The 13,766-nt window shown below is 69.0% G+C and carries 15 protein-coding genes and 1 riboswitch; of the genes, 8 read left to right on the forward strand and 7 right to left on the reverse strand.

What is annotated here, in order from left to right:
• Positions 1-39 precede the first annotated feature (39 nt).
• Positions 40-154, reverse strand: a riboswitch (cobalamin riboswitch).
• A gap of 57 nt (positions 155-211) precedes the next feature.
• The 6 genes from ACLJO0_RS40005 to ACLJO0_RS40030 all read left to right on the forward strand — a co-directional run bounded on the left by ACLJO0_RS40005 (position 212) and on the right by ACLJO0_RS40030 (position 4,652).
• Positions 212-955 (forward strand): class I SAM-dependent methyltransferase, encoded by a 744-nt coding sequence (locus ACLJO0_RS40005; protein WP_410584974.1) that lies wholly within the window; start codon positions 212-214, stop codon positions 953-955.
• A gap of 323 nt (positions 956-1,278) precedes the next feature.
• Positions 1,279-1,683, forward strand: a complete 405-nt coding sequence (locus tag ACLJO0_RS40010; RefSeq protein WP_410584976.1) for a hypothetical protein — start codon at positions 1,279-1,281, stop codon at positions 1,681-1,683.
• Positions 1,684-1,724: 41 nt separating this feature from the next.
• Entirely contained in the window at positions 1,725-2,648 is a 924-nt protein-coding gene (locus ACLJO0_RS40015) for a PfkB family carbohydrate kinase (protein WP_410584978.1), read from the forward strand.
• Complete coding sequence (gene surE / locus ACLJO0_RS40020) at positions 2,648-3,388, forward strand: 5'/3'-nucleotidase SurE (protein WP_410584980.1); 741 nt, start codon at positions 2,648-2,650, stop codon at positions 3,386-3,388. The genes ACLJO0_RS40015 and surE overlap by 1 nt, the downstream gene beginning before the upstream one ends.
• Before the next feature lie 332 nt (positions 3,389-3,720).
• Positions 3,721-4,293, forward strand: coding sequence for a Crp/Fnr family transcriptional regulator (locus ACLJO0_RS40025; RefSeq protein WP_410584982.1), 573 nt, complete (start codon positions 3,721-3,723; stop codon positions 4,291-4,293).
• A gap of 56 nt (positions 4,294-4,349) precedes the next feature.
• Positions 4,350-4,652: a hypothetical protein gene (locus tag ACLJO0_RS40030; RefSeq protein ID WP_410584984.1), complete on the forward strand. Its 303-nt coding sequence runs from the start codon at positions 4,350-4,352 to the stop codon at positions 4,650-4,652.
• A 66-nt stretch (positions 4,653-4,718) separates the two neighbouring features.
• Here ACLJO0_RS40030 and ACLJO0_RS40035 read toward each other — a convergent pair whose 3' ends face one another.
• The 6 genes from ACLJO0_RS40035 to ACLJO0_RS40060 form a co-directional block, all read right to left on the reverse strand.
• Positions 4,719-5,285 (reverse strand): PadR family transcriptional regulator, encoded by a 567-nt coding sequence (locus ACLJO0_RS40035; protein ID WP_410584986.1) that lies wholly within the window; start codon positions 5,283-5,285, stop codon positions 4,719-4,721.
• 40 nt (positions 5,286-5,325) lie between these two features.
• Entirely contained in the window at positions 5,326-6,192 is an 867-nt protein-coding gene (locus tag ACLJO0_RS40040; RefSeq protein WP_410584988.1) for an alpha/beta fold hydrolase, read from the reverse strand.
• A 23-nt stretch (positions 6,193-6,215) separates the two neighbouring features.
• The gene (locus tag ACLJO0_RS40045) at positions 6,216-7,607 is read right to left on the reverse strand and encodes an NAD(P)/FAD-dependent oxidoreductase (protein WP_410584990.1); all 1,392 of its coding nucleotides are present in this window, start codon (positions 7,605-7,607) and stop codon (positions 6,216-6,218) included.
• Between the two features lie 31 nt (positions 7,608-7,638).
• Positions 7,639-8,214 carry a dihydrofolate reductase family protein gene (locus ACLJO0_RS40050; protein ID WP_410584992.1) on the reverse strand — a complete coding sequence of 192 codons (576 nt, stop codon included), beginning with the start codon at positions 8,212-8,214 and terminating at the stop codon, positions 7,639-7,641.
• A 40-nt stretch (positions 8,215-8,254) separates the two neighbouring features.
• The gene (locus ACLJO0_RS40055; RefSeq protein WP_410584994.1) at positions 8,255-9,079 is read right to left on the reverse strand and encodes an MBL fold metallo-hydrolase; all 825 of its coding nucleotides are present in this window, start codon (positions 9,077-9,079) and stop codon (positions 8,255-8,257) included.
• A gap of 71 nt (positions 9,080-9,150) precedes the next feature.
• The gene (locus ACLJO0_RS40060) at positions 9,151-9,990 is read right to left on the reverse strand and encodes an EamA family transporter (RefSeq protein ID WP_410584996.1); all 840 of its coding nucleotides are present in this window, start codon (positions 9,988-9,990) and stop codon (positions 9,151-9,153) included.
• 84 nt (positions 9,991-10,074) lie between these two features.
• Between ACLJO0_RS40060 and ACLJO0_RS40065 the strand changes: the two genes are divergently transcribed.
• Positions 10,075-11,499, forward strand: a complete 1,425-nt coding sequence (locus tag ACLJO0_RS40065; RefSeq protein ID WP_410584998.1) for a PLP-dependent aminotransferase family protein — start codon at positions 10,075-10,077, stop codon at positions 11,497-11,499.
• Positions 11,500-11,576: 77 nt separating this feature from the next.
• A complete protein-coding gene (locus ACLJO0_RS40070; protein WP_410585000.1) occupies positions 11,577-12,161 on the forward strand; it encodes a dihydrofolate reductase family protein in 585 nt (194 codons plus the stop codon).
• Between the two features lie 4 nt (positions 12,162-12,165).
• Here ACLJO0_RS40070 and ACLJO0_RS40075 read toward each other — a convergent pair whose 3' ends face one another.
• Positions 12,166-13,152 (reverse strand): RNA polymerase subunit sigma-70, encoded by a 987-nt coding sequence (locus tag ACLJO0_RS40075; protein WP_410585002.1) that lies wholly within the window; start codon positions 13,150-13,152, stop codon positions 12,166-12,168.
• Positions 13,153-13,766 lie beyond the last annotated feature (614 nt).

Here is a 13,766-nt window from a genome sequence, read left to right on the forward strand (position 1 = left end):
ACGTGAACGGGACCCCGCTCCGTACTCCACGACAGTTGGGGCTGGCAGCACTCGGCGGGCAGTCCGGCTCACGGCACAGGCCGTTCACGGTTGCGGGTCAGCGCCGGATTCACACCGGCTTCCCCCGACGGGCACCTTCTTACGTTGTGACGCACACGGTAACCCATGACCGAGGTGTGCTACACAGGATGAAGATCACGAGGGGAGCGCGGTGGATCAGGAACTCGCGGCAAGCTGGGTGCGACGGTGGGACGTCCAGCAGGAACGCTACATCGCCGACCGCGAAGAACGTTTCGACGTCCTGATCGATGTCGTCGAGCACGTCTGCCGCGACGTCGCCGAGCCGCTGGTGCTCGATCTCGGCTGTGGCCCCGGCTCGCTGGCCACCAGGCTCGCCCGGCGGCTACCGCGAGCGCGAGTCGTCGGCATCGACAACGATCCGTTCCTGCTCGGCCTAGCCGAGGCCACCCGGCCTGCGCACGCGGCCATCGAGTACCTCCAGGCCGACCTCGCCGAGCGCGGCTGGCTGAAGTGGCGGCCGATCGACGCCGCGGTCTCGACGACCGCCCTGCACTGGCTGCGTCCCGAGCGGCTCGCCGAGATCTACCGCGACCTCGCCGTCGCGCTGAGGGAGGGCGGGGCGCTCGTCAACGGCGACCACTTCTACGACGCACAACCCGGCATCCGCGACCTCACCGAAGCCGTCAAGAACCGTCGTGCCGCGCGGGCCGGAGTCGAGTCCCGCGAAGACTGGAAAAGCTGGTGGACCGCGGTCGCCGCCGATCCCGTGCTGGGTGAGCGATTCACCGCCGACGAGTTGCGGGGTATCTCGACCGGCTACGGCAACCGGCTCAGCCCGCAGGAGCACACGAGACTGCTCAGGGAGGCGGGCTTCGCGGAAGCGGCCCCGGTGTGGCAGTTCGGCGACGACTACGTCCTGGCGGCGCTGCGCTGACGCCCGGCGGGCGGCACCCTGAGCAGCGCGGGAATGTACTGGACACGCACCAGGTTCCGGCGTGGCTTTGTCGCCCGGGTAGCCGATCCTGGAGTGGCAGCGTGAGAGGGCTTGTCACAGAGGCCTGCTACCTTCTGGACTGTCCATAAGGGACACTCCCGCAATCAAAGTGCCCGATTCGGGTCGCCTTGCACGACCCTCTGCCCTGTTAAGGATTGCGGCCTTCGACCCATGAGTGAGGGCCCTTACTTATTGCCTTCGGGCTGGCCAGTGCCGCCAACGGCGTAGAAGCTGTGCGGGGACTGCCTGCCGAAGGGAAGACTGTGTCGAAGCGATTCCGGGAGCCCGTGGCGTCCACTCTCGAGTTGCGTCTGGTCCGGGACCGCATGGTGGCAGGCGTGGTGCGCCGGATGGCCACCATGCCCGACGTCGCCCCTTACCTGCGAGGCTCCTCTCGTCCGGTGGCGGTCCGGCTCATCGGAGAGGTGCTTTCGCGATGCCTCGACGCACTCATATCGGGCAGCGTGCTCAGCGGAGGAAGGGACGCGTTGCGTTCACTCCCCGGCGAACCGGCCGCGGTCAGGACCGTGGTCGCCCGCGTGCTGGGCAGGCTCGTCTGGGAGCAGCTTTCCGGGGTCATCGAACCGCTCGACACCACTTCGCAAGCGGTGCGCGACGCGGCGGAGGTGCTGTTCGACTGCCTTGTCGACCTGTCGCGGCCTCACTGACGACGAAGAGTGAAATCCGGCAAAACGGGGTAAACGCCGGTATGACTGAGGGTCGAGTGGCGGTGTTCGCGCCGTCTCCGCAGCTGACGGTGACGGTGGAAGAGCTGGACGGGGCGCCCGACGTCCACGTGCACGCGGGCGGGCAGGGGGTGTGGCAGTCGAGGATGATCGAGGCCCTCGGCGCGCGGGCGGTGTTGTGCTGCGCGCTCGGCGGGGAGACGGGAAGGGTGCTGCGGCATCTGATCGGTGTCGATGCCGAGGTCCGCGAAGTCGCGGCGCGCAACGGCGCCTACGTGCACGATCGGCGTGACGGCCGTCGCGACGAGATGGTGCGGATGCCCGCGGACGCGTTGACCCGGCACGAACTCGACGATCTGTACGAGTTGACTCTTGTCCAGGGTCTGCGCGCGGACGTCGCCATTCTCAGCGGGCCGGACGAGGATGACGTGCCGGTGCCGCATTCGGTGTACGAGCGGCTCGCCCGGGATCTGGGCACGCAGGGCACGCCGGTCGTGGTGGACCTGTCCGGGGAACGACTCGCCCGAGCGCTCGCGGGCGATCCGGCGGTGATCAAGGTCAGCCATGAGGAAATGGTCGAGGACGGGCTGGCCAAGTCCGATTCGCTGCCCGATCTCGCGGACGGTTGCCGTGAGCTGGCGTCGGGCGGCGCCCGCGCGGTCGTCGTTTCCCGCGCCGCCGAGGAGACGCTCGCTTACCTCGAAGGACAGCTGGTTCTGGTGGAATCACCCGACCTGACCCCGGTCGACACCCGCGGCGGCGGGGACTCGATGACCGCGGGGCTCGCGGTCGGCCTCGCACAAGGCCGGTCGGTGAAGGACGCGCTGAAGCTCGGGGCGGCGGCCGGCGCGATCAACGTGACACGACACGGTCTCGGTTCGGGTAGCGACGGCGCCGTGCGGGAACTCACCGGACGAGTACGCCTGAAACCGTGGGAGGCCTCCTGATGCGTGCCCTGATCACCAATGACGACGGTATCGATTCCCCGGGGCTGGCCGCGCTGGCCAGGGGCGCGGCGGACCACGGCTGGACCGTCGTGGTCGCCGCGCCCGCGGCGGAGGCCAGCGGAACCAGCGCGGGCTTGACCGGTGCCGGCGGAGAGGGGCGGATCGCGGTCGAACGACGGGAACTGCCCGGCCTCCCCGATGTCCCTGTGTACGCCGTTGCCGCGCATCCCGGGTTGATCGCCTTGGCCGCCGCGCAGGGAACGTTCGGCGAGCCGCCGGAGATCGTGCTGTCCGGGGTGAACCACGGGGCGAACGTCGGGCGCGCGATCCTGCACTCCGGCACGGTCGGCGCGGCACTGACCGCCTCGATCAACGGCGCCAGGGCCCTCGCGGTGTCCCTCGACGTGGGATTGGCTCCCGGGCCGCGACCCCACTGGGACACCGCCGTCAGTGTCGCCGCGACCTTGTTCGACAGGCTCACGGAACTGCCCGCCGGAACGGTCCTGAACCTCAACGTGCCCGATCGTGCCGAGGCGGGGCCCCCGAAACGCACCGGGCTGGCCGAATTCGGTGCGGTGCGCAGTCACGTCCAGAACGGCGAGGAAGGCGCGTTCACCGTCACCGCTGTCACGGTCGAAGGCGAGTTGTCGCCGGGCAGCGACGCCCGTCTGCTGAGTGAAGGCCACGCGACGGTGACCGCGCTGAATTCGGTCACCGAAGACCCTGACCTGGACTGGTGATCACCCGCATGCCTTCTGACGACAGGGAAAACCTCATATCCGCCGCAGCGCTCGCCGAGCTGACGCCGGAGTAGCGAAAGGCGCGGCTGAGTCAGGTGCTTTTGCCCCTCGAACGGAAGATCGACGAAGCGACGGCCGAACTCGCGCGACAGGGTGAGGCTGGTGGTGGGTGAAGGCTCCTTTCGGCCCTGGTCTGGCGCGAGGAAGCCGAGGTGGCTTTCGCCGGCGGAGTGATCGGGCGGTTGTGCGTACCGTGACGCACAAGAAGTCGCTTCGCTCCGCGGTCTTCGGTTCAATCGCGCCCGACCGCGAAGCTGAGGGACTGGAGCCGCATGAGCGACAAGGACGATCGCCCCTTCACCGTGGGTGGCGACAACTGGGTCGCTGTGCTCCACAGCGGACGAGTCCGGCTGTCGGCAGCTGACGGGAAAACGCCTATCGCGCCGCGATTCGCCGGAGACATCGTGGGCGAACAGGCTGTGCTGGATCGCGAAGTGAGGTCGGCGACAGTCCAAGCGGAGACGCCGGTGCGCGCGCTCATCGTCGATGGCAGCGCGTTCGACCGCTATCTGGCACAACGTCCCCGCGTGCTCCGCGTCCTTTGCGCCGTGGTGTCCGAGCGCCTGCGCGAGTCGGATCGGAACATCGTCGGCCAGAACGACGATGCGTTCACGAAGATCGTCGAAATGCTGTTGCGTTATGTCGATGATTTCGATCCGGCCTACAGTGATCGGCTCAGGTTCGCCATCGGATCCCAGGCCGCGTTAGGGGAGTCGTTGGGGTTGTCGCGAGAATCGGTGGTGCGCGCCCTCAAAACCCTTCGAGAAGATGAAGTCATCACGACCGACCGTGGTGTGATCACTATCAAGGACGTCGACCAACTGCGCGCTCGAACCAGTCGATGACAAAGAGGGCCGGTCTGCCACATGTCCAGAACGGACTGGGCAGCGAAGGAGAAATCATGCTCTGGCGTTTGACGGCCTGCGCCGTGATCATCGCGGCGGTCGCGGGCGGGTGCGGGGTATTCGGCGGTAAGCACGAGGTGGGCGAGTGCGTCCGTACCACTGTCGGCGTCGGCGGCACCGACATCAAGTCAGCGGAGTGCCCCACGAGTGGGAACGTGATGGACAACCTCGGCGACCCGATCTACAAGATCACCCACGTCGTGGGCTACGAGGAGAGCTGCCCCGAGGACAACAAGTACGGGATACAGCTGAAACGCGAGCCGGACGACGCCGTCTACTGCCTCGCGATCGCGCACTGAGGCCCGTATTCCCGCCACTGCCGCATGCTGTCAGGGGCACCTCAGGCGTGCCGTGACCTCATCGGGTTACCCCTGGCCGTCGCGTGCGGCGTGCTGGAGGCGCTCGATGGTTTCGTCGATCCAGTCCACCCAGGTCCGGGCCATCATCTCGCCGGCTCGGCGGACCGAGTCCCAGATGAGGGGATCGAGTTCGCTGCCGCCGGTGAGGGCCGCGGCCGCCGCGATCTGTTCCGGCAGTTCGACGGCGAGCCGCTCCTGGTCCTTGACGTGGAGGTCGCGCATGACCCGGAGCTGGGTCACGGTGTCTTCCAGTGGACGGGATCCGGCGAAGAAGAAGCGGACCATGAAGGGCACGCGGACAGGGTCGAGTTCGGTGACCAGTTCGCTCAGCCAGGAACCGAACGCCTCCCGTCCGGCGTCGGTGACCGTGTACACGCGGCGGTCGGGCCTGCTCTGCTGTGGCTCCACTTCGGACACGACCAGCCCGTTGTCCTCGAGCTGGCTCAACGTGCGGTAGATCTGGCTGAGCTGGGCGGGCCAGACGAAATGGATGCTGGTGCGGATCGCGGTGGCCAGGTCGTAACCGGTCATCGGCTGCCGGAGCAGGAAGCCCAGCAGGGCGAATCTGAGCATCGGGCTCCTTCCGGCGGGAGACCCGGAGAATAGCAACCGATCAGGTCCGGTCCGCGTGCCGTGCGAACCAGGCGGCGAGGAGTTCGGTGACGTGCCGGGGTTGTTCGCGGTGCGGCCAGTGCCGCGTGTCGAGCCAGTGCAGCTCGGACCGCTCGCACTGGGCGGCACTGGGTTCGGCGAGGTACTTGCCGAGCGCACCGTCGCGGCGTCCCCAGATGATCTGGGTCGGCACGCGTACCGTCAGGTCGGATTCGGCGCGGCGCGAGTGCCATATCGTCCGGAACATCGCGCGGTACCAGAAAAGCGGCCGTTGGATCGTGCCGGGATGGCGCCAGACGGCGCGGTGCCGGTCGAGGTCGGCCTCGCTCAGCCGGGCGCCGTGTTTCAGCATCGCCGCGAGAACCGTGCCACCACGAGCGCCGAGGACGGCCTCGGCGAGGCCGGGGAACTGGAACGCCACCATGTACCAGCTCCGCAGCAGCTGGGAAGGCTTGCGTCGCAACGAGTCGGCGAACACCTGTGGGTGCGGGCAGTTGACGATGGTCAGCGACCGGACCAGATCCGGTCGTTCGATCGCCACCATCCAGGCCACCGCCCCGCCCCAGTCGTGCCCGACCAGATGTACCGGCGCCGCGTCCTGCCGCTCGATGAGCAGCACGATGTCCTTGACCAGCTCGGGCATCCGGTAGTCGGCGACCAGGCCGGGTTTGGACGAAAGGCCGTAGCCGCGCTGGTCCGGCGCGAGTGTCCGGTACCCCTGTTCGGCGAGCGCGGTCATCTGCTGCTCGAAGGTGAACCAGAGATCGGGCCAGCCGTGGAGGAACAGCGCGGCCGGACCGTCGCCGGGACCGTCGGTTTCGACGTGGAGCAAGACGTCGTCGACGTCCACGAACTGTGGCTGGAACATGGGCCTCCTCGCTCGGACGGGGTTCAGGCGACGCCGAGTACCGCGGCGACGGTCGCGGACAGCGGACCGGGATCGCGGTCACGCAACGGCCTCAGCACCCGCCGGGCGATCCGCGGGGAACCGAGCGACGACAACGGACGGTGGAGATTGAGCACGTCGTTGAAAGCCGCCGCCACCTCGGGATCCAGCGCCGCCGCTCGTTCCAGTCGGTTGCGGTAGCCCTCACCGAACCTGGCCGTCCACGATGGACGGACCCCTTCGGTGCGGCATCCGTAGCGGAGGTCCTCCCCGAGCGCGAGGCGCCACGCCTCGGCGGACGTGGCGGCGATGGCCCGTGCCGCCCGGCGTCCGAACCCCGCGTCGTCCCCGGCGGCGAGCACCCGGCCGAGCGCGGCCGCGGACAGGGCGGCCACGCTCATTCCCTGGCCGTAGATGGGATTGGCCGCGCTGGCGGCGTCGCCGAGCGCGAGGACGCCCTCGGGCATCTCGCGAGCGCGGTCGTAGTGCCGCCGGGTGTTGCTGCGGACGCGGAAGGCGCGGATCGGGCCGGTCGGTGTCGACCGGCGGAGCGCCTCGGCCACCACCGGCGCCGTCAGCCGATCGGCGAAGTCGCGCAACTCGGCCAGGTCCGCCGGAACCGGACCGCTGCGGGCGATCGAGCCGAACGAGATGTGCAGCAGGCCGTGCTCGACGCGGAGCACGACACCGCCGACGGAGGAGCCGGATTCGGCTTGGCCACCGAGGATGGCCAGCCACTCGGGATCGAAGGACGGATCGGGTTCGGTGACCACGCTGACGTAGCGGACGTCGGAGTGGACGACCGAGCGGGCGGGCGGCCGGTATCCGATCCGCTCGAGCCACTCCGGCAGTGGCGAGTTCCGGCCCGACGCGTCGACGACCAGGTCGCCGCCCAGATCCTCGCCGGGCGTCCGGACGCCGGTGACCAGGCGGCGGGACCGGTCGGTCAGCAGTCCGGTGGCGGGTGTCCGGTCCAGGACCGTGACGTTCGGCAGCGTCCGTACGCGGGCGCGGATCGCGTGTTCGAGCAGGATCCGGCTCGCGCCGAAACCCGCGCTCCACCAGGCCGGTATCCGGATGGTCGTCTCGCCGCGGACCAGGAAGAGCGAACGATCTCCCATCGCGGGGTCGCTGGAGCCCGGCGTGAGCGCGCCGCCGGCCGCCAGTTCCGCCGACAGGCCGGGGAACAGCCCGACCAGCACCCGGCGACCGGAGCTCAACAGGCCGTGCGCGTGATGCGACTGCGGAACGAAGCGCCGATGCCCTGGCCGGTCGGGAAGCTCGTCGCGCTCGACCACGACCACCTCGTCGTAATGCTCGGACAGAACCCGCGCCGTCACGAGACCGGCGACCCCCGCACCGAGCACCACCGCGCGACCTCGTCCAAGGTATGGCATTGGTTATATATAACTTGTTGAATAGCGGGAGTCAATCGCCGGTCGTCGACGTGCCGGCAGGTCGGTACCGCACGTTGACTTCCGAGCTGGGATCGCCGTCGCCGACCTGGTGCAGGTGAATCGGCGCGCGGCCCGGGTTGTGGTAGAGCCGGATGCCCTCGCCGAGCAGGACCGGTGCGATGTGCAGGTCGATCTCGTCGATCAGTCCCAGATCGAGTAGCTGAGCGCCGATTGTCGGGGACAACACTTCGAGGTTCTTGCCGTCGGCGGCCTCGAGTCCGAGCCGTACCGCCTCCGCGAGGTCACAGTCGAGGAAGGTGACTCCCTCGGCGGGCGCCGCGTCCTCGGGGTGGTGGGTGAGCACGAAAATCGGCCCGTTCCAGTCGCCGCCGTACGGGCGGCCCCCACTCGCGGCGGCCATGTCCCAGCCGTCTCGACCTCCCAGCACGGCGCCTGTGGTCGTGACGTACTCGCCCTCCAGACCCGGGCGGTTCGTCCCGGTCATCCAGTCCATCGCGTGGTCCGGGCCCGCCACGAAGCCGTCCAGCGACATCGTGAAGTGCCAGAGCACTTTTCCCGCCGCGGTCTGCGGTTCGGTGTCATTCATTCGTAGGCTCCTTGGCTTGGTAGCGGAAGCGAGACGTTCGTCAGCCGCGTTCGGTTCTCTCGGCGAAGCGCCGGCGTTGTCCTTCGTGGATGTCGCTCACCCATTCCCAGCCGGGCTCGGCCGAGGGGCCGATCCGCGGGTCGTCGGGGTCACGGCCGTCACGCAGGGCGTGCACGTATGCCCGATCCTGGTGCATCCTCGCGCGTACCCGATCACCTCTGCCGACGGAACCATGTCCGGGGATGACGACCTCGACGTCGTCCGCCACATCCTCGAGCAGTCGCAGCCCGACGAGGTACTCCTCGATCGGGTCATTGGTGTCGTTCACGTCGTCGAGCATCGGAATGAAGACATCCGAGAGCATGTCGCCGGCGACGAGAACCCCGCGTTCTCCGATCAACAGTGCCGCGTGGCCCGGGGCATGCGCCGGATGCTCGATGATCCGGACTTCGGGGCCATCCCAAGGAATCCGCGCGGTGCCGGCGGGCAGACCCGTGATGAGGCCGTACAGGTCCAGCGGTGTTTCCTCGGCGATTTCCGGCGGCAACCCCTCGGCGGCGCGGGCCTTCCAATCCGCCTTCGACCGCACATCTCGCGTAAAGGCCGCACAGCCGGCTGTACCGAAACGAGGTGCGTCGCCGAGTTCGGCGTGCCACAGCACGTGATCCCAATCAGGATGGGTCGAAAACCCCGCCACGACGGGCACGCCCAACTCGCGAAGGTCGTTCGCGAGACAGGCCATCTCGTCGCCCGTTATCCCGGCGTCGATGAGCAGCACGCCGCCATTGCCCTGCACGACAACGGTGTTGTTCCGAAGCAACTCGCTCTGGTGGACCAGCACGCCCTCGGCGACCTGGGTCAGCATGAGTCTCCTTCCATGGCCTGTGGCTCGGTGTCGTTCATTCGTAGTCTCCTGCCTTGATGGTGTGTCGAGGTTCAGCCCAGTGCCAGGGAGGCGACCGCGAGGGTGCAGATGCCGATGCCCGTTCTTTGCCGGGTGTCGATCCGTTCCCCGAGCACGCCTGCCGCGAGCAGCACGGTGACGGCCGGGTAGAGGGAAGCGAGGACTCCGGCGACGCCGAGGCTGGTCGTTCCGGTGGCGACCATGAACCCCAGCGTGCCCGAGACGCCGAGCAGGCCCGAGGCGCTGCCCCAGCCGACCACGCCGCGGCTGGGACGCCATCGCTGCCGCAGGCACGTGGCGGCGAGGATGGTCAGGATCGCGCCGGTCAGCTGGTTGGCGGCCAGCGGCAGCAGACCGGCGTCGGCCGAGATCTGGTCCAGTGCGATGAACAGGACCCCGAATCCCGCTCCCGCGATGGCGCCGTCGACGAGCGCTCCCCGCGTGCGCGCCGGTCGATCCGATGTGGTCTCGCGGGAGACCAACCAGATCCCCGCGAGTGCGGCGAACACGCCGACCCAGACCAGCCAGCCGGGACGCTCACCGAGGACCGCGCCCACCAGTACGGGCAGTAGCGCGGCCCCGACCGCCGAGATCGGCGCCACCAGACCCATCCGGCCGCGGGCCAGCCCGCGGAACAGGAAGATGCCGCCGGTCGACGAGCCGAGGCCGGCCAACAGCGCCCAAAGGAAGTCCGAGGCGGCCGGACGACCCGGCACCAGCAGGCCGGCCACGAGCATGACGAGCGCGCCGGCGGCCTGCCCGACCAGAACGATCTGCGATGAGGAGTGACGGCGCGAGCCGACGCCGCCGACGAAGTCCGCCGCGCCGTAGGAGAGAGCCGACGAGAGTGCCAGGAGGATCCCGATGTTCATGCCCTTCATCCTGGGGCCGAGGTGGTCCGGTCTGAAGGTCCACTCGCCGACCCGGGGAGTGGACCAATTTGGTGTACTGGTGGCATGGCTGTGGAGTGGGCGCGCGGTGGCCCCGACCTTCTGGTGACGTTGGACCGTGGCGCTGGACCGCTCGGGGTTCAGATCCAGACCCAGTTGCGGGCGGCGATCCGCACTCGACGGCTCGGTGCCGGGGAGCGCCTGCCGTCGACTCGGCGCCTGGCTGAACTGCTCGGCGTTTCCCGCGGCATGGTCGTCGATGTCTACGAGCAGTTGCTGGCCGAGGGCTACGTCGAGTCGGCGGTCGGCTCCGGGACACGGGTGGCCTCGTTGCCCGCAAACGGACCCACCCGGCAAGCGCCCGCTTTTGCCGCGCCGTTCCACCCGATCGAGGCCGACTTCGAGTACGGCATCCCCGATCTCGGCTCGGTGCCGTTGACCGATTGGAGTTGGGCGGTGTCGGAGGCGACGCGGACCCTGCCGACCGCCGGGCTGGGTGACGAGGACCCGGCCGGTGTGCGACACCTGCGCGAGATCGTCACCGCCTACCACCGTCGCGTTCGGTCGGGGTGCGCGGTCGCCGAGGACGCCGTCGTCGTTTCGGGTTTCCGGCAGGGGCTGGCTTTCGCCCTCGCGACGTTGGCACAGCACGGCATCCAGCGGCTCGCGCTGGAGGATCCCGGCCCCCGAGAGCACGACCTCATCGCGCGCCGCGCCGGCCTGGACCCCGTGCCGGTCCGCGTCGACGACCACGGCCTCGACGTGGCCCACCTGCGCGAAACCGGGGCACGGGCGGTGTTGTCGACCCCGGCCCATCAGTGTCCCACCGGTGTCGCGCTCGGCCCTGCGCGGCGACGCGACCTGGTCGCCTGGGCCGACGAGGTCGACGGGGTGATCCTCGAGGACGACTACGACGCCGAATTCCGGTACGACCGTCAGCCGGTCGGCTCGCTGCAAGGCCTCGACCCCGCCCGGGTGATCGCGCTGGGATCGGTCAGCAAGACGCTCGCACCCGCGATCCGCCTGGGCTGGGTCCTCGCGCCACCGCGGTTCGTGGCCGGGATCGTCCAGGAGCAACGACTCAGTTCTCGCGGCGCTCCCGTGCTGGACCAGGAAGCGTTGGCGCTGCTCATGGAATCAGGCAGGTTCGACCGCCACCTGCGCCGCGTGCGGGAGATCTACCGCACCCGCCGGGACGTGCTGGCGGCCGAGGCCGACCTCGCCTTCGGGCCAGGCAAGCTACACGGGCTGGCGGCAGGCTGCCACGCCCTGCTACACCTGCCCGACGGGACATCCGAGCGCGCCGTCGTGGCGACCGCCGCGACCATGGGCGTCCGAGTCAACGGACTCGACCACTACCGGTTCGCGTCCGCGGCCACCGAGCCGCGCCCGCCCGCTCTCGTACTCGGCTTCGGTAACGTCAGCGAACGCCAGATCCGCCAGGGCATCCGCACCCTCGCCAAAGCCGTCCGACACCAGACCGTGCCCTGACAGACGACACGCACCGATCAGGTTTTCGCGCCGCGCCCGTCTATACGTGTGAGATCGATTCACAGGAGGCTGACGCCATGCGGAAACTGACCTTCGGCATGAATGTGACCCTGGACGGCTACATCGCCGCGCCCGGCGACGACCTCGGCTGGAGCGGGGGTGAGGGACCGGACTCGTCGCCGAGTGCCGAGCTGTTCGGGTGGTGGTCCGACCGGGTGGCGGCGACGGGCCTGGCGCTGTACGGGCGCAAGCTGTGGGAGGGGATGAGTTCCCACTGGCCGACCGCCGACCGGCAGCCCGGCGCCACCCCGGCGGAGATCGAGTACGCCCGCCGCTGGCGGGACATGCCGAAGGCGGTGTTCTCCTCGACGATCGACAAGGTCGACTGGAACACCCGCCTGGTCACCGGTGACGTGGTCGCCGAGATCACCCGGCTCAAGGCCGAGGACGGCGGCCCGATGGACATCGGCGGCGCGACGCTCGCCGGGGCGGCCATGCGGGCCGGGCTGATCGACGAGTACCTGCTGGTCACCGCGCCGGTCTTGGTGGGCGGCGGCACACCGTTCTTCACCACGCTGGACAGCTGGGTGAACCTGACCCTGGCGGAGACGCGGACGTTCCCCGGCGGCGTGGTGCTGACCCGATACGAGACGAGGCGCTGAGTGGTCACAGTGCCCGGGGCAGATCCAGCCAGGGTTTGCCGGCGGCGTCGAATCCGGTGAGCTCGGCGATCTTCCCGTCGACGATGCGCAGCACCGCGATGGCGAACAGCCGGTACTCCGCGTCTTCGGGGGCGCGGAGGTACAGCACGGCGGCAGGCATGCGGTTGACCGTCGTGGCGATACCGCGCCAGTCGTCGCGGCCGCGCTGGAAGAGCCCACCGGAGACCCAGCCGTCCACCGCGTCCTTGGCCGCCATGGTCACCGGGCCCAGCTCGGGCAGCATCGCGAAGCGCAGGTCGTCGCGCAGCAGGGACATCAGTCCGTCGAGGTCGTTGCGCTCATGGGCGTCGATGTACGCCTTCACCACGCCGCGCTCGTCATGCGACAGCTCGTGGGGAGCGGGGCTCCGCCAGTCGAGGCGGCGGTCGGGCAGCTGCTCGCGCATGGTCACGCGGGCCCGCTGCAGTGCGCTGGTCACCGACGCGACGGTCAGCTCGAGGGCGTCGGCGGCCTTCGGCGCCGGCCAGCCGAGGACGTCGCGCAGGATGAACACCGCCCGCTGCCGCGGCGGCAGGTGCTGGACGGCGACGATGAACGCCAGCTCGATCGTCTCCCGCGACACCACCGATTCCTGCGGGTCCTCGGGGAGCATCCGGTCGGGGTACGGCTGCAGGTACAGCACCTCGGACGGTAGCGGTGTGCGGTCGTCGCGCTTCTGAAGGAAGTCGAGGCAGGCGTTCGTCGCGATCCGGTACAGCCAGGTCCGCAACGCGGCGTGGCCCTTGAACGACTCCCGCTTGTTCCACGCTCGCAGGAACGTCTCCTGCGTCATGTCCTGGGCGTCGTCGTAGTTCGCGAGCATCCGGTAGCAGTGCACCTGCAGCTCACGTCGGTGGCGTTCCGTGATGAGCGCGAACCGCGCGGTATCGCCTGAGCGGGCCACCGCGATGAACGTGGCCTCGTCGGTGTTCAGCGGGCTGGCGTCGGTCATGGTCGTCAATCCTTCCACCGGTGTGAGGGAGCCACCAGAACTGACGACGTGGCGGAGGATTTCTGATCGGTGGAAGAGCCCCGTGGCGTAGCTCCGGACTGACCACGGGAGCAGGCCGAGTCTTGAATGTCCACAGGGGACACTTCCGCGACACCGCCCTCCCGAGTGCGGCATGTACTTCACGACCGGCCGCCGGAGGTCTCAGCCGTCCCATTGTCCCCAGGGATCACCTCTGACGGTAGCGAAAGCCTCCTTCACTACCGTCAGAGTAGGAAAGGAGGCCCTCACTACCAGGAGAACGCCTACGCAGAAGCGACACCGGCCCCGCGCCACGACGCGTTTGACTTTCCCCTCAATGGAACGATCATTGCCACTCACGACCCTCGCGAAAACCCACTCCCGCCGCGCCCGAACAGGAGCTGAATGTGCGCGGCGCGTCAATTCCCGCGGCGCGCCCTTGAGGTCCCTGTCCGGTCTGACGAGGAAAGGACGTCAAGGGCGCGATCGGTGATTCAGGACTTCTTGCGAGGTGCACGCTTGCGCTTGACGGGAGCCTCTTCGGCGACCGGTTCGGCGGGGGCCGACTCGGCGTTGTCGAACGCTTCGTAGATCTC

Origin of the sequence: Amycolatopsis sp. lyj-108, assembly GCF_046549005.1 — a bacterium.
In the GTDB taxonomy this organism is placed as follows: domain Bacteria; phylum Actinomycetota; class Actinomycetes; order Mycobacteriales; family Pseudonocardiaceae; genus Amycolatopsis.